This is a genomic window from Stenotrophomonas maltophilia (assembly GCF_002799155.1).
Taxonomy (GTDB): Bacteria; Pseudomonadota; Gammaproteobacteria; order Xanthomonadales; family Xanthomonadaceae; genus Stenotrophomonas; species Stenotrophomonas maltophilia_R.
In genome coordinates this window covers 1,415,513-1,437,661 of the sequence record NZ_NERD01000002.1, presented here as the reverse complement: position 1 = coordinate 1,437,661, position 22,149 = coordinate 1,415,513, and the positions used below count along the sequence as shown (strand labels likewise).

The following is a 22,149-nucleotide window of genomic DNA, read 5'->3' as shown; positions in this document are numbered from 1 at the left end:
GAGGTCTCGAAGTTCGGAACGGGGCGCGGATCAGCGCAGAGCAAGGCGGTCGACGGCGGCGGCATAGCCTCGATGGCCATGCTCGAGCGTGCGTGCCACCCGTCCGGTGGTGGTCACGCTGACGCCGGTGCGCTCGTGGATCTCGCGATAGGGCACGCCCAGCTGCAACAGCGGCACCACCTTCCAGCGGTCAGCCATGGCTTCCAGCTCGGCCGGGGTGCACAGGTCACGCAGGAAAGCTTCGACTTGGTCCGGCTCGCACAGGGCGGCAAAGGCCCGGGCCAGGGCTTCCAGGTCGGCCTTCGGGTCTTTGGCGGCAATCTCGGGGCGGGCTTTCACGGAGTCGTTTCCATGCATCAATGTAATAGCGCGTTAGTACATTAGCGCATTCTTGCGCAGTGCGTCAACTCGGGGGCTCATGGGGTCAGATCCGTTTGCCTTTGGAAAACGGATCTGACCCCTGCACCGGATCGCGGAAACGCAAAACGCCCACCAAGGGTGGGCGCTCTACGTTCAAATCACCAACCTGGCCCGACTCAGGGCAGACAGCGCACCTCCGCCTGCAGCGCTCCGCGCCGCAGGCACTCCCCGAACAGGCTGCCCTGCCGGCTCGGCAGGGGCTTGATGTTCTCCAACGCCCCTGCTGCGGCCCGCATCACGCCATCGCCTTGGACTGCTCCAGCTCCACCTGCAGGGTGCTGGCCAGCTCGTCGCGGGAGACTTCAAACTGCTGCTCGCGCAACAGGTCCTTCACCGCCACCACGCCGCGCGCCAGCTCGTCCTCACCGGCCAGCACCACGAAGCGGATGCCGGCCTTGGCTGCGTACTGGAACTGCTTGCCGATTTTCTTCGGCTCCATCTGCACTTCGGTGTTGATGCCACCGGCACGCAGGCGGCGCGCGATGTCCAGCGACTGCGGCATGCCCTGCTCGTCCATCAGCGCCACCAGCGCCTGCACGCTGCTGGCCTCGATGCCGTCGATCAGACCCGCCTCGCGCAGCTGCCAGAACAGGCGCGACAGGCCGATGGAGATACCCACGCCCGGCAGCTTCGACTTGCTGTAGTGGCTGGCCAGGTCTTCGTAACGGCCGCCCGAGCAGATCGAACCGATCTGCGGGTGGTCGGTCAGCGTGGTCTCGTAGACAGTGCCGGTGTAGTAGTCCAGGCCGCGCGCAATGGAGAAGTTCAGGCAGTACGCGCTTTCCGGCACGCCCAGCGCCTGCACCAGCTGCAGCACTTCGCGCAGTTCGGCCACGCCGGTACGCAGGATCTCCGAGGAACCAGCATCGGCTTCCAGCGTGGCCAGCTGCGCCAGCGCATCGGCATGGCCCTGCGAATGCACGGCGACGAACGCCAGGATCTTCTCGACCTGTTCGGCCGGGATGTTGAAGCCCTCGCCCACCAGCGTCTCGCGCACATAGTCGGCGCCGCGCTTGTCCAGCTTGTCCACTTCGCGCAGCACCGCCAGCTGGCGCTCGCCTTCGGCCACGCCCAGGCTCTCGAAGAAGCCGCGCATCAGCTTGCGGTTGTTCAGCTGGATGCTGAAATCACCGATGCGCAGTTCCGAGAACACCGCATGGATGACCGCCAGCACTTCGGCGTCGTAGCGCACGCTCAGGCTGTCCTTGCCGATCACGTCGATGTCGCACTGGTAGAACTCGCGGAAACGGCCGCGCTGGGCACGCTCGCCACGGTAGACGCGCTGCATCTGGTAACGGCGGAACGGGAAGGTCAGCTCGTGTTCGTGCTCGGCCACGTAGCGCGCCAGCGGCACGGTCAGGTCGAAGCGCAGCGCCATTTCCGGCAGCGAACGGTCACCCGATTCGGCGGCATTGGCCAGCGCACCGGTGGACTGCACAAAGTACACCTGGCGCTCGGTCTCGCCACCGGACTTGGTCAGCAGCACGTCGGACAGCTCGAACACCGGCGTCTCCACCGGCAGGAACCCGAAGCGCTCGTAGTTGCGGCGGATGACGTCCAGCATGCGCTGGAACGCAATCTGCTCGCGCGGCAGCAGTTCAAGGGTGCCGGGCGGGGTACGGGGCTTGATCACGGGCGGAACTCCTGCTGGAACGGGACGTGGGAGGGGGCGACATTCTAGCGCCCCCGCCTCGGGCAGGGTCGAACGGCCGCTTGAAGTATCATAAGGCCCTCCCCCGCCCGCGATACGCCCACGCAACATGTCCCGGCCTTCCGGCGCTCCGCCCGCCACCAACGATCCCGCCTCGCCGTCCTGCACCACGCTCGACTGCATGCACTGCTCGGTTCGCCACCTTGCGGTGTGCTCGGCGCTGTCGCCCGATGAAGTGCAGGCACTGGAACAGGTCACCGTTTCGCAGCAGGTCGGCATGGGCAGCACGCTGGCCCGCACCGGCGAAGAGCGCGACCATGTCTATACATTGACCGCCGGCGCACTGCGCCTGGTGCGTACCCTGGCTGACGGCCGCCGCCAGATCAACGGTTTCGTGCTGCCCGGCGACTACCTGGGCTTGAGCGGCAGCGACCATCACCGCTACGACATCGAGGCCATCGCCGACAGCCGCGTGTGCCGCGTCGCGCTGCCACAGATGAAGGCACTGCGCAGCCGCTTCCCGCACCTGGAGCGCAAGCTGCTGCAGCGCGCCTGCCAGGAGCTGGATGCCGCACAGGACGCCGCACTGGCCCTGGCACGCCTGCAGCCGGCCGAGAAGCTGGCCGATTTCCTGCTGCGCCTGGCCGCGCGCGAGGCCAAGCTGGGCGGCGACGGCCTGCGCGTGTCGCTGCCGATGGGCCGGGGCGATATTGCCGACCATCTGGGCCTGACCATGGAAACGGTCAGCCGCACCTTCACCAAGCTGCGCCAGCAGGGGCTGATCGCCCTGCCCCACCTGAACGTGGTGGAGATCCTCGACGAGGATGGGCTGCGTACGCTGGCCGGCGAAGGGTTGATCTGACCGTATCGCGGTTCATGGGGGTGCCGGCCAGCGGCCGGCAATCCCAGACGCCATTGATCAGCGCAGCAACACCTCACGCAACGCCGCGTAATCAGCCGCCAACGGCTCGGCGTGCGCCGGCCGCTGCAGCAACGCATCCAGCGCAGGCGGCACCGCCACCGCTTCGCCAATCAGCGGCTCGACCACGGCCTCGAACTTCGCGGGGTGCGCCGTAGCCACCACCGCCCAGTCGCCCTTGGCACCACGCGCCCGCAGATCCTGCAGCACCTTCACCGCCGTCGCCGTGTGCGGGCAGAACAGCTCGCCGCGGCCGGCATGCGCTGCCGCAATCGTCGCGCGGATGGTCACGTCATCCACCGCGAACGCACGGAACGCAGCACGCAGTTCCGCGTCGTCGCCGTGGTAGAGCCAGCGCAGTCGCTCGAAGTTGCTTGGCGCCCCCACGTCCATTGCATTGGCCACCGTGGCCACACTGGCCTGCGGCTGGTAGTCGCCACCATTGAAGTACGCCGGCAGCACGGCATTGGCATTGGTGGCCAGCACGATCTGCCCGATCGGCACGCCCAGCGCGCGCGCCAGCACCGCCGCCATCGCATTGCCCAGGTTGCCGGTTGGCACCACCAGATTGAGCCGGCGACGATGCGTGGCGTAGTGGGTCAACGCTGCATGCGCGTAGTAGCTCATCTGCGGCAGCAGGCGGCCCAGGCTGATGCTGTTGGCCGAGCTCAACGGCACCTGCGCCTGCAGTTCGCGGTCGGCCAGCGCCTGCTTGACCATCGCCTGGCAATCGTCGAATGCACCCGCCACACGCAGGGCCTGGATGTTGTCGCCGAAACAACCGAGCTGGTGTGCCTGGCGCGGGGACACGCGGCCATCCGGGTACAGCACCACCACGCGCACGCCCGGCTGGCGATGGAAGGCCGCCGCCACTGCAGCACCGGTATCGCCGGACGTGGCGACGACGATCGTCAGGTCGCGGCCCTTGCCGGCCTGCAGCCGCGACAGCGTACCGGCCAGGAAGCGCGCGCCAATATCCTTGAACGCCGCCGTCGGCCCATGGAACAGCTCCAGCACGTGATCACCATCGCCGAGCGCACGCAGCGGCACCGGGAAGTCGAACGCCTCTCGGCAGATCGCCGGAAGCGCAGCCTCAAGTGCGTCACCAGCAAAGAACGGCGCCAGCAGATCGGCGGCGGTATCGGCCAGGGTCGCCCCGGCCTGCAGTTCGCGGGGGGCCGGCAGACGCTCGGGGACATACAGCCCGCCATCGGGCGCCAATCCGGCGGCGATCGCCGCGCTGAGACCAACGGCCGGCGACTGGCCGCGGGTGGAAACGAAATACATCGGTTCGGTATCCAGAGAAGGGGAAGTATTCAGCACAGCCGGGCTCCCGGCGCATCCAGCGGCGACACCCAGGCGTCACTGTCGAAGCCGGCCGCAGCGAACGCTGCCTGCACCGGCGCCACGGCGGCGCGGGCCTGGTCGGCATCCTCGAACCAGGCGAACACGCTGGGCCCGGCACCGGAGATGCCCGCGCCCATTGCATGGGCCGACAGCGCCGCATCACGGGCGGCCTCGAAGCCGACGATCAATCCGGCCCGCCGCGGTTCGACCAGCACATCGCGCAGGCCGGCGCGCACCAGCGCCGCGTCACTGCGATGGCAGCCACTGAGCACCAGCGCGAGGTTCGCGCTCTGTGCCACGAACTCGCCCAGCGCATAGCTGCCCTGCAGGGCCTGGCGGGCACGGCGCGTTTCCAGCACTGCATGCGGATGCACCAGCAGGCTGTGCCAGCTGGCAGGCACCGGGATCGGCAACAGGCGATCGGCCGTACACAACGCCAGGCCACCCAGCAGCAGCGGGCCGACGTTGTCACCGTGACGGCCACCACTGGCCACCGCCTCGCCGTCCAGCGCAAACGGGTACAGCGCCTCGCGCGGCAGCGGGACCTGCAGCAGCGCGTTGGCGGCGACCAGCGCCGCGACACTCGACGCCGCCGAGCCGCCCATGCCGGAACCGAACGGAATGCCCTTGTCGATCTCGACCGCGAAACCGAAATCCAGGCCCAGGCCTTCGCGCAGCGACAACAATGCAGCGCCTGCTGTGTTTCTAGCGGCATCCAGTGGCAGCGCGACGACACTGCCACGGATCGCCTCGATGCGCACCAGCGGCTCATCGATGCGGCGCACACTCACGGTATCGCCAACACCGGCGATGGCATGACCAAGAATGTCGAAGCCCACCGCCACGTTGGCCACCGAAGCGGGAGCGAACGCACGTGCGATCACAGCCGCGCTCCTTCGCCGGCAGCAACCCGCAGCAGGTCCGCGAACACACCGGCCGCGGTGACTTCCGGGCCAGCCCCCGGCCCCTGCACCACCAACGGGTTGTCGCAGTAACGGCGGGTACGGAACTGCACCACGTTGTCGGTCAGGCGCAGGTTGGCGAAGGCGTGATCGGCCGGCAGTTCCTGCAGGCCCACCGAGGCACCGTCGGCGCCCAGCTGTGCCACATAGCGCAGCACCGCCCCCCGTGCCCGCGCATCCTGCAGGCGTTGCAGCAGGCTGGCGTCGGACTCGCCCAGCCGCGCCATGAAGTCATCCACGCTGCCCTCGCGCAGCAGCGCCGGCACCAGGCTTTCCACTTCCACCTGTTCAAGACTGAGCGCGTGGCCGGCTTCGCGGGCCAGGATCACCAGCTTGCGCGCCACGTCCACGCCCGAAAGATCATCACGCGGGTCCGGCTCGGTGTAGCCCATCGAGCGCGCCTGCGCGACCAGTTGCGAGAACGGCTGGCTGCCATCGAAGCGGTTGAACAGCCACGCCAGCGTGCCGGAGAAGATGCCTTCGATGGCCAGCACCTCGTCGCCGGTATCGACCAGGTCACGCAGCGTAGTGATCACCGGGAGGCCCGCGCCCACGGTGGCCTCGTAGCGGAAACGCGCACCACTGGCCGCCGCCGCAGCGCGGATGCGCTGGTAGCGCGGCAGCGGCCCGGCACCAGCCTGCTTGTTCGGGGTCACCACGTGGATGCCGGCCGCCAGCCAGCCCTCATAGCGCTCGGCCACCTCCGCACTGCCACTGCAGTCGATCACCACCGCATGCGGCAGGTGCGCGGCCAACAGGTGTTCGGTGAAGCGATCCAGGTCACTCGATTCGCCCGCGTCCCGCAGCGCTTCGCGCCAGTCCGCATGCAGGCCGTCTGCTTCCAGCCGCATGCGCGAGCGCGAGGCCAGTGCACGCAGGCGCAGGTCGACGTTGGCCTTGGCCAGCAGCTGCGGGCGTGCCGCCAGCAGCTGGTCCAGCAGCGCGGCGCCGACGTTGCCCGGCCCGACCACCCCCACCGCAAACGTCTGCGGCGACAGCCAGAAGCCGGCATGCGCCGCGCGTAGCGCGCGAGTGGCATCGGCACTGTCCACCGCCACCGAGATGTTGCGTTCGGACGAGCCCTGCGCGATCGCCAGGATGTTCACCTGCGCACGCCCCAGTGCCTCGAACAGGCGCGCGGCCACACCCGGCTGGCCAGCCATGCCGTCACCCACCGCCGCCAGTACGCTGACGCCCTCGCTGATCTGTACGCGCTGCACCTGGCCGACCGACAGTTCATGCGCGAACGCGTGCAGCAGCGCCTCACGGCCACGTGCGGATTCGGCGGCGCGCACCACGCAGCAGATCGAATGCTCCGACGAGCCCTGCGAGATCATCACCACCGACACCTGCGCCTGGCGCAGGGCGGCGAATACGCGCTCGGCGGTACCCGGCACGCCGATCAGGCCGGTGCCTTCCAGGTTCAGCAGGGCCAGCCCGGGGCTCAGGGTCAGGCCCTTCACCGGCCCACGCGGCGAGCGCTCGGCACTGATGCGCGTACCCGGATGTGCCGGCTGGAAGGTATTGCGGATGATGATCGGCAGGCCGAGGCGGATCGCCGGCGACATCGTCTGCGGGTGCACCACCTTGGCGCCGAAGTAGGCCAGTTCGCAGGCCTCGTCGTAGCTCAGCGATTCCAGCTGCACAGCTTCGGGCACCAGCCGCGGGTCGGCTGACAGCACGCCGTCGACATCGGTCCAGATGTGCAGTTCATCGGCGTTGAACAGCGCCGCGAAGATCGCGCCGGAGTAATCGCTGCCGTTGCGACCCAGGGTGGTGATGCGGTCATCGCGATCACGTGCGACGAAACCGGTGGCGACCAGGCGCGGCTGCGGATGCTGCAGGCGCCATTGGGCGAGGCGGTCGGCACTGGCTTCCCAGTCGACATCGACGCCCAGCTCGCCATGCCCGACCACCAGCACATCGCGTGCATCAAGCACCGCGCAGTCTTCGCCCAAGGCACGCAGGTGGGTGCCGAGCAGCTGCGCGGAGAACACTTCGCCCAGGCCCTGCACGCGGTCCAGCACCTCGCGCGGCAGCTCGCCGATCACCGCCAGCGCCGCCAGCACTTCGGCCAGCTGATCGAAGCGGGCGTCGATCCATTCGACGGTCTCGCCCACCTGCTCGCCCAGCAGCGCCACGGCGGCGCCGCGATGGCGCGCGCGCAGCGCATGCCAGGCCTCGCGCCAGCCTTCATCGCCCTTGGCCGCCAACTGCGCCAGTTCGATCAGCGCGTCGGTGACCCCCTTCATCGCGGAGACAACAGTGACCTGCAGCGATTCGGGGCGGGCCAGCAGCAGGCCGGCAACATGGCGGTAGCGTTCGGCATCGGCCACCGAGGTGCCGCCGAACTTGTGCACGACAGTGGACGGCGCAGCCAGGTCGGCCGGGGCAACGGGATGGGCGGGGGCGTGGGAAGACATGCAGACCTCGGTAGGAGGCCCCGTCGCATGCAGGTGTCGAGTTTCCCCGCCACCTGGATGGTGCGGGGCCGTGGTTTTCGGGAGTTACACGAAGACGACGGGCCGCACCAGGGCAGTGGTGACGGTGGTGGTGGTAATGGTGGTGGTGGCGACCGGCGCAGTCGAACGACCCGCAGCGGCGGGGGCGATCAGGCTGGCGTGGACGGCATCAAGGACCATGACGCACAGAAAACACTGTGCGCCGGGCCGCTGTCAAGTGCTGCGATGCAAAAAACCGCTGCGGCGATCATCGGCCAACGTGCCGGCATTTGGTTGCATCTGAGACAAAGCAGCCATCAGCCCGCTTGACGGCCGCATTCAGCCGGCATGTTCGGCGATCGCCCGTGGCGTGCGATGGGCATGCGCGCACAGCATCACGCCGGCCACCAGGAACACGATCGCCAGCGCTTCCAGAAGCGAGGGCCAGCGCTGCTGCCAGGCAAAGGCATACAGGAGCGCGAACAGGGTTTCGAACACGATCATCTGCCCGGTCAGGGTCAACGGCAGCAGGCGGCTGGCGCGGTTCCAGAACGCATTGCCGAGGATCGAGGCCACCACCGCCACGCCAGCGCTGATCGCCCAGAAGCCCCCCCACTGTGCCGCCGTGTGGGTGCCGCTGTGGCCGATGAAGGCCATGGGCACCAGCAGCAGGGCCAGGCCGCCGGTGGTGACGCCGGTCAGCAACGACCAGTCGTGGCTGGACAGGTCCGGCCGGCGTGCCAGCCAACGACTGTTGCCGATCGAGTACAGCGCCCACGAGAACAGTGCACCGAATGCGCACAGCAGGCCGATCAGGCGCTGCCGCCACGGTGTTGCGAGGTGCTCGGACATCAATGCTTCCCAGCCCACCAGCGCCACGCCAAGCACGCACAGGCCCAGCGCTGGCAGCAACTGCTTCAACGGCACCGCGCCGTGCTCGCGCACGCCAACCAGTGTGACCACCACCGGAATCAGGCCGACAATCAAGGACGCCGCCGCGCCACCGGCCCACTGCACCGCCGTGGCCAGCAGCAGGAAGTACACCAGGTTGCCGGCCAGGCTCAGCCACAGCAGCCCGAACCATTCGGCACGGCCCAGCCGCGGTGCCAACCGCCTCCAGCGCGGCAGCAACAGAGCGACGGCAATCAGGCCATAGACCAGGTAGCGACCGGCGGACAGTTGCAGGGCATTGAACGATTGCAGCACGGCGGGCGCGAGAAAGACCACGCCCCACAGCGCACCGGCGGCAACGCCATTGGCGATGCCCAGGGCCATCGGGTTGTTGCGCATTCGGGTTCTTCGGGGGGAGAGAACAGGCCGCGCAGTGTAATCGCTGGCCGATGGGCGCTCTTGACCGAGGCTACTGCCCTGCCCGGCCGCGCGCCTGGAAAGCCCGGCCCTGCAGGACACCGGCTTGTGTAGAGGCGAGCATGCCCGCCTCTACCAAGAGCTGCCCCTGCGCCAGGCGGCCGGCGTCTGCCCGCACTCACGGCGCAGCGCTCGGGTCAGTGCACTCTGCTCGGAATAGCCTGCGGCCAGCGCGATATCGCTGATCGGCGCCGCGCTGGTGCGCAGCTGGTGCTTGGCCCAGCGCAACCGGCATGCACTGAGCCAGGCCTGCGGGCTGAGCCCGAACTCACGCTGGAACAGCGCGTGCAACCGGCTCTCGCTGACCCCGACCGACGCGGCCATGCGCGCCACCGGCCACGCCTGGCCGGGATCGACCTGCACCGCCGCGCACAGGCCCTGCATGCGCGCACCACTGCCGGCCGGTGCAAACACCTGAAGCAGATGCGGCAGCAGGGACGGCAACGGGTGGCCTTCACGCACCTGCGCCAGGCGCTGCCGCAGTGCCAGTGGCAGATGCAACCAGCGCTGGCGGCACAGATGTTCCTGGGTACCGTCATCGAGCACACCCGGCGGGCAGTCGACGATCACGAAACCATTCGGCCCATCGGCCATCTGGTCATGTGCTTCGCCAGCCGCGACGAAGGCCCCCTGCAGCAGGTCCAGGCGACCACCGCGGCCTTCCATCTCGAATTGCAGTTCGCCCTGCAGCGGCAGCACCCACTGCGCGTAGTCATGGCGGTCCAGGCCGGTGGCCTGGCTGTAGTGCCGCAGGTGGAAGATGGCGCCCATCCGGGCAGTGTGCGCGTGTAACAACGGCCGTGCAAACCGCTGCTATAGTCGATCCGTCATCCAACGCAGGGAGTGCAGGTCATGACCCATCAGCACGTACTGGCGGTCATCGCAGCGAGCCTGGGCCTGGCGCTGGCTGTTACGGCGCCGGCACAGGAACGTACCCCCCCCGCCCCGCACTGCATGGACGCGGTCGGCGTGCAGGAAGTGGAACAGGCCTCACCCCGCTCGATCGCGCTGCGCGCAGCCTCCGGCCAGGCCTATCGCATCGACTTCAGCGAGGACTGCCCCGGCGTCCGCACGGCCACCACGCTGAAGCTGGAAGCACCTGCCGGCTGGGCCTGCGGTCGTCCCAGCGAGCGCGTCGTGGTCGATGGCCGCAGTTGCGCCATCAGTGCCGTCACCCCGGTGCAGAACCGGGACTATGCCAGCGTCGCCCGCGGCAGTGACCGCCTGCGCGCGGCCACCCTGCCCGCGGTGACCATCCGCGAGCGCAAGGAAATCCGCCGCGGCTTCGGCGGCTCGCCTTCGCACTGCTTCGCCGCCCGCAACGTCCGCGCGTGGTCGTCCGACCCGCAGGGAATGCTGGTGGAGACCAATCCACGCCGCAATGGTGGCCACCGCTACTACCGTGTCGAGCTCGGCAGCCATTGCCGCCAGCTCGACCGTGCACCGCGGCTCAGCTTCCGCTCCGGCATGCAGAATGGCCTGATCTGCGGAAATCCCGGTGACCGCATCCTCACCGCCGATTTCGAGAATGGTGACCTGCGCAGCGATTCGCTGGCCCCGCTGCCGCAGTACACCCGCGGCGCCTGCACGATCCAGGCGGTTTACCCGGCCTCGAGCCAGGCGTCGAACTAACCGTCGATACCGAGGAAGGCGAACGGTGCGCTGGGTACGAAGTGGCCCAGTGCATCGCCGGCGAACGTGTTGCGCTGGTCCTTGCCAAGGTCGAGCCTGAGCACCTGGCCACCGAAATCGACCTTGTTCAGATCGACCCAGAAGGTGTTCGGGGTCAACGCCGACTCGAAGAAGTACAACCGCCGCTTGTGGTCGGCTACGGTGCGCCAGCGCGTGGATGAAATGTTCGGCTCGCCCGGCGTGGTGATGCCGTAGGGCACCGACGCGTTGCGGATCACGCTGAACACGCTGGCCAGCGCTTCCACCGGGTCTTCAGCCTTGGGGATGGCGTTGATGTAGAACGATGCACGCGCGAAGCGGTCGGACGAGCGGTTGGTGCCCGGCAGCATCACCGTGCCACCGATCTGCTGCCAGTAGCTGTTGAGTGCCAGCTGTTGCTCGAAGATCGGCGAGTTGGTCATCACCTGGTAGCGGCGGTCGTGATGGATCACCTGGCGGCCGCCGATGTATTCGACAATGGCACTGTCACCGGTCGCGTCGGACAGCGACAGATGCAGCGTCGCCTGGCGGTCTTCGCCCGGCACCTTGTCGGTGACGATCGAGTACGGCTCACGCTTGAGCGCCGTTACCGCCTCGTCCACGGTGGCGAAATTGTCCAGCACATACTGTGCCCACAGCGAGATCGCCAGTCCCGGCTTGTTGCCTCGCTGCTGCGGATACTCCGATTCCACCAGCCACAGAAGGTTGGCCACCAGCCCCTTCTCGTTCATGCCGTCCGTGGTCGACACGTCGTAGCCGGTGGCCACCACGCTGCCGTAGCGCGCGGTCCAGGCCAGCGATTTCGGACCGGCCAGGCCGGTGCGTGCGATGCCACGTGGCAGCACGTAGAGGTTGGTCGCCACATCGACCTTCCAGTCCATCGAACGGGCGGTGATCACGTCGCCGTTGTCACCCAGGTACACCGCGCGCGTGCAGGCCAACGCCGGCGTGATCGCCGATGCCAGCGCCATGGCCAGCATCGCCCTTCCCTGCCACTTCATCCGTGCCATACCTCTGCGCTCCTTTCCCCGTGGTCCGTGGATCTGACCCGATCCATCGTGACACAGGGGTGAAGCCTCAGCGCACGAAGCGCCCGTGAAGCCAGAAGCCCGCCACCATGGCGGGCACGAACCACAGCGCTTCACGCGATGCGACTGCCAGCCCGGCAATGGCGGGGCCCGGGCAATAACCGGCCCATCCCCAGCCGATACCGAACACGGCGGCACCCAGCAGCAGGCGAGCATCGACATCACGTGCACTGGGCAGCTCGAAGCGCAGCGCGAACCACGGCCGCGCGCGGCGCAGCACCCAACGCTGCCCGACCGCACTGACCAGCAGTGCCGAGCCGAGCACCCACATCAGGGTGGGATCGAAATCACCCGCGATGTCGAGGAAACCGAGTACACGACGCGCGTCGGTCATCCCCGAAAGCGCCAGCCCCGCGCCGAACAGCGCACCCGCCACAGCGGCGGCCAGGACCGCGCGGCTCATGCCAGGCCTCCGCCATGGCGGACAAGGAAGGTGGTCAGCATCGCGCAGGCCATGAACACCAGCACTGCCAGCAGCGAGCGCTTCGAGCCGCGGGCCATGCCACAGACGCCATGACCACTGGTACAGCCACTGCCCAAGCGCGTGCCGAAGCCCACCAGCAGGCCGGCGCCGATCAACTGCCAGGCAGGCAAGGCGTCGCGCAGCAATGCCCGGGGCGACGCCTCAGGCGGTGACTGCCACCACAGCACCAGGCCGGCTGCCGCGAGCAGTCCCAGCAGGAAGGCCCAGCGCCAGCCACGCTCGCCTTTCGCTGCGCGCAGGCTGCCTGCGGCGATTCCGCTGATGCCGGCCACGCGCCCGAGGGTGGCGAGCAACAGCACTGCGGCGGTGCCGACCAGCGCCCCGCCAGCCACTGCAGCCCATGGGAGGCTCACGCCCTGCCCTCTTTCACATCGTTCATGGGATTGCCGATTAATTTAGATTTATCTAAATTAGACATTTCCAAAGAAAGAAGGTCAACCATGACCAGCCCCCCGCTCGACAGCGCCGCGATGGCCGGACAGGCGTCGAAGGCGGCGGCCCTGCTCAAGAGCCTGGCCCATCCTGCCCGCCTGCGCGTGCTGTGCCGCCTGGTCGAAGGCGAAGCACCCGTGCCGGAACTGCAGGCGCTGACAGGCCTGAGCGCGTCAGCGCTCTCGCAGCACCTTGCCGTACTGCGTGAACTGGACATCGTGGCGACCCGGCGCGAGGCGCAGGCCATCCACTACCGCATGCTGGAAGGGCCCGCGGTGGGCGTGCTGCAGGCGCTGCATGCCGCCTATTGCGGCGGCGGCACCTCACACTGACGCTCAGCCGGCGTGCAGCGCTGGCTGCACAATGCTGTCGAGCAGATCCACCGGCGTCGGCGCGGAGCGATCACCCTCCAGGGCACGGGTAAAACCCGACCAGTCACTGGAAGACAGCTGGCGCAGCAGAGTCTCCTCCACCGGCAACGCGCGCATCGACCAATATGGGAACTGGCGCTGGCCCAGGCGACCGCGCGCCAGTTCGATGATGTCGATATGGCTGCCGGCCTGCAGGATGCGTTCGTAGACCGAATCGATGCCATCCGGCGGCCCTTCGATGTACTGCAGGAAACGCGTTCCGTCGTGCAGCAGCACGCCGGTCACGCCGGCCATCTTGTTGAAGCGGGCCGCGTCGTCGACCAGCGCCTGCATCCGCCCAGCGGAAAGATCCGGCAGCGCCCGGCTGACATAGGCGATCGCGCGCAGTGGCATGGTGCTTCCTTGGCAATGTGTACCGCCACGGTAGCAGTTGCGGACGAGCCCGTCTCAGCTCCACGGCGCGCTTGCTGAAGAGTTCAGCTTGCCGCGGTTCCCGGGCTTTCAGCGCGCCGTGGCAGCGTCGCCTCGAACACCACCTGCCCCGCTTCGTTGCGCGCGCCGATGCGGCCACCGTGGGCGCGGACGAACTGGTCAACGATGTACAGGCCCAGACCCAGGCCATTGCTGGGATGGAAGCTGGCTTTGAACGGCTCGAACAGGCGTGGCAGCAGCGCATCGTCGATCCGCCCGGGATTGCTCACCCGCAGCAGCACGCTGCGCGGATCGCGACCGTCCACCTCCACCCTCGCCTCGCTGCCATGGGTGAGCGCGTTGCCCACCAGGTTCGCGGCGACCTGGCCCAGCCGGTCCAGATCACCCTGCAGGCGGGTATCCCCCTGCATGTCGAGATGGACCCGGGCGTGACCGTGGGCGCTGCCCGCTTCGGCCACCACCGCACGTGTCACCTCCGCAAGATCGCAGGCACTGGCCTGCAGGCGCAGGCCGCCGCTGCGGATCCGTGAAAAATCCAGCAACTGCTCCACCATCCGCGCCATGCGCAGGGTGCTGGCCTCAAGGTGAGCCAGCGTCTGCTGCGCACCCGAGTTGTCCTCCGGCAACTCCAGCGCCAGCTTGTCCGCGCACAGCAGGATTGCCGACAGCGGCGTGCGCAGGTCATGGGTCAGCACCGCGGCCATCGTCTCGTTGAGCTTCAGTGCACGCTCCAGCGCCTCATTGCGCGCCTTCAGCAACTGCCGCTGCTGGTAGAGCTCGATGAAGACATTGACCTTGCTCAGGATCACCTGCGGCGCCACCGGCTTGTGCAGGAAATCGACTGCGCCGGTTTCGTAGCCCTTGAACGCCCGCACCGGGTCATCCGGCGAGGCGGTCAGGAAGATGATCGGCACCGTGCGGCTGCGGTGCGAACCGCGCATCAGCTCGGCCAGGGTGAAGCCATCGATCTCTGGCATGTGCACGTCCAGCAATGCCAGCGCCACCTCGTGCTCCAGCAGCAACTCCAGCGCCTGCGCGCCCGAGCCCGCAAGCAGCAGGTTCACGCCCTCGCGCTGCAGCAGCGCCTGCATGGCTACCAGGTTCTGCGGCACGTCATCGACGATCAGCAGGTTGACCGGGGTCTGCGGCTGCGCAGGGTCCGGTGGCAGCAGGTTCATGCAAACAACTCCTTCAGGCGACGGCACATCAGTTCAAGGGGCAGCACGGCATCGGCGCCAGCGTGCTGCAGGGCGGAAGCCGGCATCATCGATGCCTCGGCCTCCTCGGGACATTGCAGCCAGGCGCGGCCGCCAGCGGCGCGCACCGCGGCCACCCCTTCGCTGCCGTCACTGCTGGCGCCTGTCAGCAACAGGGCCAGCACCTGCGCGCCGAACACCGCCGCAGCCGATTCGAACAGCGGATCGATGGCCGGGCGCGAAAACAGCACCGGTGCGTCGACCGACAACGCCAGCGAACCGGCGTCTTCCACCAGCAGGTGATAGTCCGGTGGCGCGAAGGTCACCGTACCCTGCTGCAGCGGCTGCTTGTCCTCGGCCTCGCGCACAGGCAGTGCGCAGTATGGCGCCAGCACTTCGGCGATGCGGCTGCTGCGGTCCCGCGGCAGGTGCAGCACTGCCAGCACCGGCGCGGGCAGCGTCGCGGGCAGCGCACCAAGCACCGCCTGCAGGGCCGCGACCCCACCGGCAGAGGCGCCGATCACCAGCACGGCCGGGCGTGTCGGCAACGCCATCAGGCGACCTTCCGGTACAGGCGATGCTCGCGCGAGCAGACCTCGAACGCACCGTGGTGGCGACCGAACTGCAGCGACTCCTTGCTGCCCAGGCCCAGGAAGCCGCGATGCACCAGCGCCTCACGGAACAGGCCCACCGCGCGGTCCTGCAGGTCGCGGTTGAAATAGATCAGCACGTTGCGGCACGACACCAGGTGAACTTCGGAGAACACGGTGTCGGTGGCCAGGCTGTGGTCGGCGAACACCACGTTGCGACGCAGCTGGCGGTCGAACACCGCACCGTCGTAGGCCGTGGCGTAATAGTCGGACAGCGATGCCGTGCCACCGGCCGCCAGGTAGTTGCGGCTGAACTGGGCCATCCGGTCGATGCCATAGGCGCCGGCTTCGGCGGTGGCCAGCGCTGCCGGATTGATGTCGGTGGCATAGACAATGCTGCGCTCGAGCAGGCCCTCCTCGTGCAGCAGGATCGCCAGAGACCACACCTCCTCGCCCGTACTGCAGCCGGCAACCCACAGCTTCACCGACGGATAGGTGCGCAGCACCGGCACCACCTGCTCGCGAAGCTCACGGAAATAGGCCGGGTCCCGGAACATCTCCGACACCTGCACGGTGAAGAACTGCATCGCCTGCGCGAACAGGTCCGGCTCGTGCAGCAGGCGGTGCTGCAGGTCGGCCAGCCGCTCGCACTCATAGCGCTGCATGGCCTGGCGGATGCGCCGCCGCAGCGACGACACCGCGTAGCTGCGGAAGTCGTAGTGGTAGCGCTGGTACAACGCTTCCAGCAGCACCTTCAATTCCAGGTCGAACAGGGCCTGCTCGTTCATTGCCGGGAACACCAGACCCGGCACAGCGAAACCAGCTTGTCGACATCGATGGGCTTGGCGATGTAGTCGTTGGCGCCGGCCTGCAGGCAGCGCTCGCGGTCGTCCGGCATCGCCTTGGCGGTCAGCGCGATGATCGGCAGGTCCTGCAGGTGGCGCTGCGCGCGTATCTCGCGCATCGCGGCCAGGCCATCCTTCTCCGGCATCATGATGTCCATCAGCACCAGATCGACCTCGCGCTCGGCCAGGCGATCGACCGCTTCCTGGCCGTTGCGGGCGATCTCCAGCGTCACGCCGAGCGGTTCGAGCACGCTGGACAGCGCGAAGATGTTGCGCACATCGTCTTCGGCCAGCAGCACGGTGCGGCCGTCGAGCACCGTGTCGCGGCGGCGTGCCTCGCGCAGCAGGCGCTGCTGGTCGCTGGGCAGGCTGGCCTCGACGCTGTGCAGGAACAGGGTCACTTCGTCCAGCAGGCGTTCGGGCGAGCGTGCGCCCTTGATGATGATGCTCTTCGAGTAACGGCGCAGGCGCTGCTCTTCCTCGCGGCTGAGCGCACGCCCGGTATAGACGATCACCGGCGGGAAACCCACGTCATCGTTGCCGGCCATGTGCTCGAGCAGGTCGTAGCCACTGCCATCGGGCAGCGACAGGTCCATCACCATGCAGTCGAAGGTGACCGTACTCAGCTGTTCCAGCGCGCCGGCCAGGGTACCCACGGCGACGATCTGCAGCTGATCACGGCCCAGCAGCAGTTCCAGGTTGTGGCGCAGCTCGTTGTCATCCTCGACGATCAGCAGCCGCCGCATGTCGCGCTGGCTGGTCTGTTCCAGCTGCTCGATGGCCGTCACCAGACGCTCGCGCGTGGTCGGCTTGATCGCGAAGCCGATCGCGCCCAGCTCGCGTGCGACCTGGCCGCGTTCCATCGCCGAAACCACGTGCACCGGGATGTGGCGGGTGTCGGGATTGCGCTTCAGGCGCTCCAGCACGCTCAGGCCGGACACATCGGGCAGGCCGATATCGAGCAGGATGCCGTTCGGGCGCAGCTCGCTGGCCAGTGCCAGCGCTTCCTCCGCCGTGCTGGCCACCACGCAGTCGAAGTCCAGCTCGTGGGCCAGCACCACCAGCGCTTCGGCGAAGGTGGCGTCGTCTTCCACGGCCAGGATCAGCCGGCCTGCACGCTGGCGCCGGCCACGGTCGTCGGCCACGCTGGCCGCGGCCGCGCTCACGCCGGCCGCAATCACCGGCGCAGCGGGCGCGGGTACATGCACAGGCGCAACCGCTGGTGCCGCGACGGCGGCAGCGGGCACCGCGTCCGATTCAAGCGCAGGCGTTCCCTGCAGCGGCAGCTCCAGGATGAAGCAGCTGCCACGGCCCGGCTCACTGTCGACCTGGATGGTGCCGCCCATGCGCTCGGCCAGGTCACGCGAGATCGACAGGCCCAGGCCGGTGCCACCGTAGCGGCGGCGGGTACTGCCGTCGGCCTGGCGGAAGGCTTCGAAGATCACCTGCAGCTGCTCGCGGGCAATGCCAATGCCGCTGTCGCAGACCTCGAAGCGGATACGGCCGTTCCCCCCTGCACGGACCTGCAGGCTGACCTTGCCGTGTTCGGTGAACTTCAGTGCATTGGCCAGCAGGTTCTTCAGGATCTGCTGCAGGCGCTGGCTGTCTGCCACCAGCTGGCTTGGCGCCAGTGCATCGGCCTCGATCTGCAGGGCCAGGCCTTTCTGCCGCGCCATCGGCTCGAAGGTCTCACGCAGGCGTTGCAGCACGCTGTCCACCACCACCACTTCATCGGCCAGCTCGACATGGCCCGCCTCGATGCGCGAGAGGTCCAGGATGTCGTTGATCAGCGCCAGAAGGTCGTTGTTGGACGACAGGATCGCGCGGGCGTACTTCACCTGCTCTTCGGTCAGCGTGCCATCCTTGTTGTCAGCCAGCAGCTTGGCCAGGATCAGCGAGCTGTTCAGCGGTGTGCGCAGCTCGTGCGACATGTTGGCCAGGAATTCGGATTTGTAGCGCGAGGTCGCAGCCAGCTCGTTGCTGTTGCGCACCAGCTGGCCCTGCGCGACCAGCAGTGCCTGCTTCTGCGCCTCCAGCTCGTGGGTGCGTTCTTCCAGCTGGACGTTGCTCTGTTCCAGCTCGGCCTGCTGTTCTTCCAGGTGGGTCTGCGACTGCTGCAGGCTGCGGCTCTGCTCCTCCAGCTCCTCGTTGGCCACGCGCAGCTCTTCCTGCTGGGCCTGGAGTTCCTCGCCCTGGCGCTGCGATTCCTCCAGCAGCACCACCAGCTGTGCGCGCAGCAGCGAGGCCCGCAGGGCCATGCCGATGGTCTCGGAGCAGCGTTCCAGCAACTCACGATCCAGCTCGCGCTGCTCTCCCACCCGCGCACGACCCAGTTCAATCACGCCGACCACTGCGCCATCACTGTTGATCGGCGCAAGGATGCGTTCGCGTACCGGCAGCCGGCCAAGGCTGGTCTGCAGTTCAAGCATGACTGCGTCATCACCATGCAGGTGGCGCACGCGTTCATCACGGGCCACCTGCCCGGCCAGACCTTCCTGCAATGCCAGCGACGCCGGCATGCCGGCTGGCAATGCCAGGCCACCGGTCAGCTGCAACCGCCCGCCTTCCAGGCGATAGACGGCACCGACCTCGGCCTCCAGCTGCGCGCCCAGGCTGGTCGCTGCCGCCTCGGCGATCTGCTCCGGCCCGAGGTCGCCGCGCAGGCTCATCGCCACCGCGTTCTCGGCCTCCTGCAACCAGAGGGCGCGCATCGCCTGGCGCCGGGCCTGGATCGCGCGCGATACGATCAGCGCGATCATCAGGAACGCGACGCCACCGATGCTGCGGTTGACGAACGAGAATGCCGAATTGCTGCTGTCCGGTGCGATGTTGTAGCCGATCACCAGAAGCACGCAGGCCACCACGGCGACGATGAACGGCGCCCGCGCACTGCGCTGGAACACGCTCACACCCACGGCCAGGAAGTAAGCCAGCCACACCGCGTATCCCAGCGGCACCACCAGTTCCAGCGCGATGGTCGCCGCCAGCAGTACGGCAGAGGTCATCCAGATCCAGCGGTCGCGCGTAGTCGCACCAGGACGCATGCAGGTCGGTTCCAGAAGACAAAGGGTGGGTGATGGTACTCCCTGTCGCATTCAGCCGCACAGGACCAATGGCACGTGCCTGCCGTGCACGCATCCTTCACACTGGACTGCCTAGCTTCACGTCCCTCTCAGGGGTAACACTTATTTCAACGTGGACGCTGCCGCTTCTACGACGTCCGTGCTGACGGACCCTTCCCGGCAACTGCGACTGCTGATCGACAGCGTGCGCGACCATGCGCTGTACCTGCTTGATCCTGAAGGCATCGTCTGCAGCTGGAACCCGGGCGCCGAGCGCATCAAGGGCTATTCAGCCGGTGAAGTGGTGGGTACGCACTTCAGTCGTTTCTACCTGGCCGCCGACCGCGAGGCGGGCGAACCGCAGCGCCTGCTCCGCCTCGCGGCGCAGCAGGGCCATGTTGCCAGTGAGGGCTGGCGGGTACGCCGTGATGGCTCGTCGTTCCGCGCCAGCGTGATCATCGAGCCGGTCGTGGAGGCCGGCGAGCTGCTTGGCTTCGTCAAGATCACCCGCGACATCACCGAGCAATGGCAGGCACAGCGATTGCTGCGCGATGCCCAGCGTGCGCTGCGCAACACCCAGCAGTTCGAGACGGTCGGACGGCTCAGCCGCGGACTGTCGCACGAGTTCAACAACCTGCTGACCACCATCGGCAACGCGCTGGACCTGCTGTCGCTGCGCGTCAGCGGCGACGATGTGCGCGCTGCCGAGCTGCTGGACGCTGCGCAGGCGGCCACCGACCGTGGCGCCCTGCTGACCCGCCAGCTGCTGGCGTTCAGCACTGGCCAGACCCTGATCCGCGAACCGCTGGACATCAATGCACTGGTAAGGCGATGGCTGCCGGACCTGCAGCGCGCCTGCCCGCCCACGGTGACGCTGGACGCATGCCTCACGCCGGGCCTGCCGCAGGTGAGTACCGACGCGATGCAGCTGCAGGCTGCCCTGGCCAACCTGGTGGCCAATGCCGTGGAGGCCACCGCCGACGGCGGGCGCATCCTGGTCGGCACCGCGCTGGAACATCGGCTCGACCCGGATGCGGACACCACGCTGCAACGCGGCTATGTCACCCTCAGCGTCTGCGACGAAGGACATGGCATGGCTGCCGACATCGCCGAGCGCGCCAGCGAGCCCTTCTTCACCACCAAGGACATCGGCAAGGGCAGCGGCCTGGGCCTGAGCCAGGTGTTCGGATTCACTACCCAGAGCGGCGGCTTCGTTGATGTGTCCACCACGCCCGGTGTCGGCACCACGGTCAGCCTGCTGCTACCCGCAACGGAGGACCCAGCCCATGACCGATGAACCGATCCGCGTATTGATGGTGGAGGACCAGAACGATCTGCGCGAGATGATCGGCCTGGCCCTGCGCGATTTCGGCATCGAGGTGGCCACCACCGCCGATGGCCACGAGGCGGCGGAACTGCTCAAGGGCGAGGCGCGTTTCGATGTGGTGTTCAGCGATATCAGCATGCCCAACGGCATGTCTGGCATCGAACTGAGCGAGCACGTCGCCCGCGAACAGCCGCAGGCGCGGATGATCCTGTCCTCCGGCTATGCGCGCTCGCAGCTGCCGCCGCTGCCGGAGCAGGTCGAGTTCCTGCCCAAGCCCTATCGGCTGCGCCAGCTGGTGGAGCTGCTCAAGCAGGACTGAAGGCGTACCGGCCTGCGTGGCCATGCTCAGCGCCGGGCCTGCTGCATGAACAGCAGCGCCGGCGTGGATGCAGCGTCCACCGGCTCGAAGCCGAGGGAGCGGTACAACGCAACTGCGGCGGCATTGTCTCGATAGACCCGCAAGGTCAGCCGTTCAACGGCATCAGCCTGCAACGCCTGCACGATCAGCGCCTGTACCAACCCACGCCCGAGACCGCGGCCCCGCGCCTGCGGCGCAACCAGCAGGCGGCCCAGATGGACGGTGCCCGGCTGCGTGGACCAGGCCTGGCCGAAACCCACGCGCTGGTCGCTTGCGTCCAGCAGCAGCCACCCCGGGCGTTCGCGCAGCTGCAATACGCGCTCGAACCGATCGGGTGGCAGTGGATAGGGCACGCCTGGCCCGGCCCAGCACAGCGTGCCTGCGGCCGAATCCAGCCACGCGGCGATGAGTGCGTAGTCCTGGGGTTGCACGGGCTGCAGGCGGTGGTCCATGGCGGGCGGATCGCGTGGCGAGGCGCCAGCATATCCGAGTGACCTCGCGGGCGGCGCTCGGACGTGGCGCCGCGAACATAGTGACCCCGGCCCGATTCGAACGGGCGACCTTCCCCTTGAGGTGGGGGGCGACTCGGCTATACGTAGCAAAGGCCTTGGACCGGACTGTGCCAAAGCTGTGCCATTTTCCTCAACGACGTTGTCACGAACGTCCGCCGCTCGGCGTCTCATTCTCCAGGCGGACCGATTCCGGTCCGCCTCCACAGCAAAAGGATGATATGGATGAACCGAGCAAATTGATTTGTAGCCTCCCCGGAGGCCGCCAAAGCCTTTGGACAGCTGCATCAGTTTGTGACCACTGGCACATCGCTACCCGAAAAATTGGTACATCCAGTGTTCCTGCGCGTTTCCCAGCTAAACGGATGCGCGCACTGCATTGATATCCACACGCGCGATTTGCTCAAGGAAGGCATGCCCTTCGACACAATCGTTCTCCTGCCTGTTTGTCACGAGGCTGCCTATCTATTCTCGAAACCAGAGCGCGCCGCACTGGAATGGGCAGAGGAAATGACGCTCGTGAGCGAAACCCAATGCATCTGATGAGGCGTACGAAAAGATTGCGGCAGTATTCGGCCAGAAGGACCTGGTCGACCTCACGCTCACCATTGCGGCCATGAATGCGATCAACCGGATGGGCGTGAGCTTCGGATTGAAGCCCCGCGCCAAGCCGGCT

23 protein-coding genes are annotated in these 22,149 nt (G+C 67.7%); 7 read left to right on the top strand and 16 right to left on the bottom strand.

From position 1 onward, the window contains the following. Positions 1 to 30: 30 nt before the first annotated feature. Positions 31 to 339: a YerC/YecD family TrpR-related protein gene (locus B9Y82_RS07320; protein ID WP_100472112.1), complete on the bottom strand. Its 309-nt coding sequence runs from the start codon at positions 337 to 339 to the stop codon at positions 31 to 33. 316 nt (positions 340 to 655) lie between these two features. Continuing rightward, positions 656 to 2,053: a histidine--tRNA ligase gene (gene hisS / locus B9Y82_RS07315; RefSeq protein WP_100472111.1), complete on the bottom strand. Its 1,398-nt coding sequence runs from the start codon at positions 2,051 to 2,053 to the stop codon at positions 656 to 658. A 127-nt stretch (positions 2,054 to 2,180) separates the two neighbouring features. Between hisS and B9Y82_RS07310 the strand changes: the two genes are divergently transcribed. Then, positions 2,181 to 2,933, top strand: a complete 753-nt coding sequence (locus tag B9Y82_RS07310) for a Crp/Fnr family transcriptional regulator (RefSeq protein WP_049424744.1) — start codon at positions 2,181 to 2,183, stop codon at positions 2,931 to 2,933. A 57-nt stretch (positions 2,934 to 2,990) separates the two neighbouring features. On the opposite strand, the gene thrC is transcribed toward B9Y82_RS07310, so the two are convergent. From thrC to thrA, 3 genes are read right to left on the bottom strand one after another with little or no spacing between them, the layout of a single operon-like run. Next, positions 2,991 to 4,277, bottom strand: coding sequence for a threonine synthase (gene thrC, locus B9Y82_RS07305; protein ID WP_100472110.1), 1,287 nt, complete (start codon positions 4,275 to 4,277; stop codon positions 2,991 to 2,993). Positions 4,278 to 4,306: 29 nt separating this feature from the next. Beyond that, entirely contained in the window at positions 4,307 to 5,221 is a 915-nt protein-coding gene (locus B9Y82_RS07300; RefSeq protein WP_100472109.1) for a homoserine kinase, read from the bottom strand. Then, entirely contained in the window at positions 5,218 to 7,722 is a 2,505-nt protein-coding gene (gene thrA, locus B9Y82_RS07295) for a bifunctional aspartate kinase/homoserine dehydrogenase I (RefSeq protein WP_100472108.1), read from the bottom strand. The genes B9Y82_RS07300 and thrA overlap by 4 nt, the downstream gene beginning before the upstream one ends. Before the next feature lie 27 nt (positions 7,723 to 7,749). Here thrA and B9Y82_RS20720 point away from each other — a divergent pair, with 27 nt between their 5' ends. Then, positions 7,750 to 8,070 (top strand): hypothetical protein, encoded by a 321-nt coding sequence (locus B9Y82_RS20720; RefSeq protein ID WP_162292072.1) that lies wholly within the window; start codon positions 7,750 to 7,752, stop codon positions 8,068 to 8,070. Between the two features lie 9 nt (positions 8,071 to 8,079). Here the strand turns inward: B9Y82_RS20720 and B9Y82_RS07290 are convergent, their stop codons facing one another. Both B9Y82_RS07290 and B9Y82_RS07285 read right to left on the bottom strand, forming a co-directional pair. Next, positions 8,080 to 9,030: a DMT family transporter gene (locus B9Y82_RS07290; protein ID WP_100472107.1), complete on the bottom strand. Its 951-nt coding sequence runs from the start codon at positions 9,028 to 9,030 to the stop codon at positions 8,080 to 8,082. A 150-nt stretch (positions 9,031 to 9,180) separates the two neighbouring features. Beyond that, positions 9,181 to 9,879 carry a helix-turn-helix transcriptional regulator gene (locus B9Y82_RS07285; protein ID WP_100472106.1) on the bottom strand — a complete coding sequence of 233 codons (699 nt, stop codon included), beginning with the start codon at positions 9,877 to 9,879 and terminating at the stop codon, positions 9,181 to 9,183. An 81-nt stretch (positions 9,880 to 9,960) separates the two neighbouring features. Here B9Y82_RS07285 and B9Y82_RS07280 point away from each other — a divergent pair, with 81 nt between their 5' ends. Next, positions 9,961 to 10,740: a DUF6491 family protein gene (locus tag B9Y82_RS07280; RefSeq protein ID WP_100472105.1), complete on the top strand. Its 780-nt coding sequence runs from the start codon at positions 9,961 to 9,963 to the stop codon at positions 10,738 to 10,740. Here the strand turns inward: B9Y82_RS07280 and B9Y82_RS07275 are convergent. The 3 genes from B9Y82_RS07275 to B9Y82_RS07265 all read right to left on the bottom strand — a co-directional run bounded on the left by B9Y82_RS07275 (position 10,737) and on the right by B9Y82_RS07265 (position 12,704). Further along, positions 10,737 to 11,789, bottom strand: a complete 1,053-nt coding sequence (locus tag B9Y82_RS07275) for a linear amide C-N hydrolase (RefSeq protein WP_100472104.1) — start codon at positions 11,787 to 11,789, stop codon at positions 10,737 to 10,739. The two genes, B9Y82_RS07280 and B9Y82_RS07275, sit on opposite strands and share 4 nt — an antisense overlap. A 67-nt stretch (positions 11,790 to 11,856) precedes the next feature. Beyond that, positions 11,857 to 12,270 carry a DUF6691 family protein gene (locus tag B9Y82_RS07270; protein WP_100472103.1) on the bottom strand — a complete coding sequence of 138 codons (414 nt, stop codon included), beginning with the start codon at positions 12,268 to 12,270 and terminating at the stop codon, positions 11,857 to 11,859. Next, the gene (locus B9Y82_RS07265; RefSeq protein ID WP_100472102.1) at positions 12,267 to 12,704 is read right to left on the bottom strand and encodes a YeeE/YedE family protein; all 438 of its coding nucleotides are present in this window, start codon (positions 12,702 to 12,704) and stop codon (positions 12,267 to 12,269) included. Before B9Y82_RS07265 ends, B9Y82_RS07270 begins: the two co-directional genes overlap by 4 nt. An 87-nt stretch (positions 12,705 to 12,791) precedes the next feature. Here B9Y82_RS07265 and B9Y82_RS07260 point away from each other — a divergent pair, with 87 nt between their 5' ends. After that, on the top strand, positions 12,792 to 13,115 hold the full coding sequence (locus B9Y82_RS07260; protein ID WP_100472101.1) for an ArsR/SmtB family transcription factor: 324 nt from the start codon (positions 12,792 to 12,794) through the stop codon (positions 13,113 to 13,115). Positions 13,116 to 13,118: 3 nt separating this feature from the next. Here the strand turns inward: B9Y82_RS07260 and B9Y82_RS07255 are convergent, their stop codons facing one another. The 5 genes from B9Y82_RS07255 to B9Y82_RS07235 all read right to left on the bottom strand — a co-directional run bounded on the left by B9Y82_RS07255 (position 13,119) and on the right by B9Y82_RS07235 (position 19,261). Beyond that, complete coding sequence (locus B9Y82_RS07255; RefSeq protein ID WP_100472100.1) at positions 13,119 to 13,547, bottom strand: BLUF domain-containing protein; 429 nt, start codon at positions 13,545 to 13,547, stop codon at positions 13,119 to 13,121. Positions 13,548 to 13,630: 83 nt separating this feature from the next. Continuing rightward, the gene (locus B9Y82_RS07250) at positions 13,631 to 14,764 is read right to left on the bottom strand and encodes a hybrid sensor histidine kinase/response regulator (RefSeq protein WP_100472099.1); all 1,134 of its coding nucleotides are present in this window, start codon (positions 14,762 to 14,764) and stop codon (positions 13,631 to 13,633) included. Continuing rightward, entirely contained in the window at positions 14,761 to 15,336 is a 576-nt protein-coding gene (locus tag B9Y82_RS07245; protein ID WP_100472098.1) for a chemotaxis protein CheB, read from the bottom strand. The genes B9Y82_RS07250 and B9Y82_RS07245 overlap by 4 nt, the downstream gene beginning before the upstream one ends. Then, complete coding sequence (locus B9Y82_RS07240) at positions 15,336 to 16,160, bottom strand: CheR family methyltransferase (RefSeq protein WP_014036988.1); 825 nt, start codon at positions 16,158 to 16,160, stop codon at positions 15,336 to 15,338. Before B9Y82_RS07240 ends, B9Y82_RS07245 begins: the two co-directional genes overlap by 1 nt. Further along, entirely contained in the window at positions 16,157 to 19,261 is a 3,105-nt protein-coding gene (locus B9Y82_RS07235) for a hybrid sensor histidine kinase/response regulator (protein ID WP_100472097.1), read from the bottom strand. The genes B9Y82_RS07240 and B9Y82_RS07235 overlap by 4 nt, the downstream gene beginning before the upstream one ends. A gap of 151 nt (positions 19,262 to 19,412) precedes the next feature. Between B9Y82_RS07235 and B9Y82_RS07230 the strand changes: the two genes are divergently transcribed. Beyond that, positions 19,413 to 20,576, top strand: a complete 1,164-nt coding sequence (locus B9Y82_RS07230; protein WP_428993170.1) for a two-component system sensor histidine kinase NtrB — start codon at positions 19,413 to 19,415, stop codon at positions 20,574 to 20,576. Continuing rightward, a complete protein-coding gene (locus B9Y82_RS07225) occupies positions 20,566 to 20,925 on the top strand; it encodes a response regulator (RefSeq protein WP_014036985.1) in 360 nt (119 codons plus the stop codon). Before B9Y82_RS07230 ends, B9Y82_RS07225 begins: the two co-directional genes overlap by 11 nt. Positions 20,926 to 20,951: 26 nt before the next feature. On the opposite strand, the gene B9Y82_RS07220 is transcribed toward B9Y82_RS07225, so the two are convergent. Next, positions 20,952 to 21,416 (bottom strand): GNAT family N-acetyltransferase, encoded by a 465-nt coding sequence (locus B9Y82_RS07220; protein WP_100472095.1) that lies wholly within the window; start codon positions 21,414 to 21,416, stop codon positions 20,952 to 20,954. 351 nt (positions 21,417 to 21,767) lie between these two features. Here B9Y82_RS07220 and B9Y82_RS20845 point away from each other — a divergent pair, with 351 nt between their 5' ends. Continuing rightward, complete coding sequence (locus B9Y82_RS20845; RefSeq protein ID WP_238381557.1) at positions 21,768 to 22,016, top strand: carboxymuconolactone decarboxylase family protein; 249 nt, start codon at positions 21,768 to 21,770, stop codon at positions 22,014 to 22,016. The last annotated feature ends 133 nt before the right edge of the window (positions 22,017 to 22,149 follow it).

Coding starts and splice junctions, on each gene's coding strand:
- B9Y82_RS07310 (WP_049424744.1), top strand. CDS start 2,181: ATGTCCCGGCCTTCCGGCGCTCCGCCCGCCACCAACGATCCCGCCTCG.
- thrC (WP_100472110.1), bottom strand. CDS start 4,277: ATGTATTTCGTTTCCACCCGCGGCCAGTCGCCGGCCGTTGGTCTCAGC.
- thrA (WP_100472108.1), bottom strand. CDS start 7,722: ATGTCTTCCCACGCCCCCGCCCATCCCGTTGCCCCGGCCGACCTGGCT.
- B9Y82_RS20720 (WP_162292072.1), top strand. CDS start 7,750: ATGCAGGTGTCGAGTTTCCCCGCCACCTGGATGGTGCGGGGCCGTGGT.
- B9Y82_RS07290 (WP_100472107.1), bottom strand. CDS start 9,030: ATGCGCAACAACCCGATGGCCCTGGGCATCGCCAATGGCGTTGCCGCC.
- B9Y82_RS07285 (WP_100472106.1), bottom strand. CDS start 9,879: ATGGGCGCCATCTTCCACCTGCGGCACTACAGCCAGGCCACCGGCCTG.
- B9Y82_RS07280 (WP_100472105.1), top strand. CDS start 9,961: ATGACCCATCAGCACGTACTGGCGGTCATCGCAGCGAGCCTGGGCCTG.
- B9Y82_RS07275 (WP_100472104.1), bottom strand. CDS start 11,789: ATGGCACGGATGAAGTGGCAGGGAAGGGCGATGCTGGCCATGGCGCTG.
- B9Y82_RS07270 (WP_100472103.1), bottom strand. CDS start 12,270: ATGAGCCGCGCGGTCCTGGCCGCCGCTGTGGCGGGTGCGCTGTTCGGC.
- B9Y82_RS07260 (WP_100472101.1), top strand. CDS start 12,792: ATGACCAGCCCCCCGCTCGACAGCGCCGCGATGGCCGGACAGGCGTCG.
- B9Y82_RS07255 (WP_100472100.1), bottom strand. CDS start 13,547: ATGCCACTGCGCGCGATCGCCTATGTCAGCCGGGCGCTGCCGGATCTT.
- B9Y82_RS07250 (WP_100472099.1), bottom strand. CDS start 14,764: ATGAACCTGCTGCCACCGGACCCTGCGCAGCCGCAGACCCCGGTCAAC.
- B9Y82_RS07245 (WP_100472098.1), bottom strand. CDS start 15,336: ATGGCGTTGCCGACACGCCCGGCCGTGCTGGTGATCGGCGCCTCTGCC.
- B9Y82_RS07240 (WP_014036988.1), bottom strand. CDS start 16,160: ATGAACGAGCAGGCCCTGTTCGACCTGGAATTGAAGGTGCTGCTGGAA.
- B9Y82_RS07235 (WP_100472097.1), bottom strand. CDS start 19,261: ATGCGTCCTGGTGCGACTACGCGCGACCGCTGGATCTGGATGACCTCT.
- B9Y82_RS07225 (WP_014036985.1), top strand. CDS start 20,566: ATGACCGATGAACCGATCCGCGTATTGATGGTGGAGGACCAGAACGAT.
- B9Y82_RS07220 (WP_100472095.1), bottom strand. CDS start 21,416: ATGGACCACCGCCTGCAGCCCGTGCAACCCCAGGACTACGCACTCATC.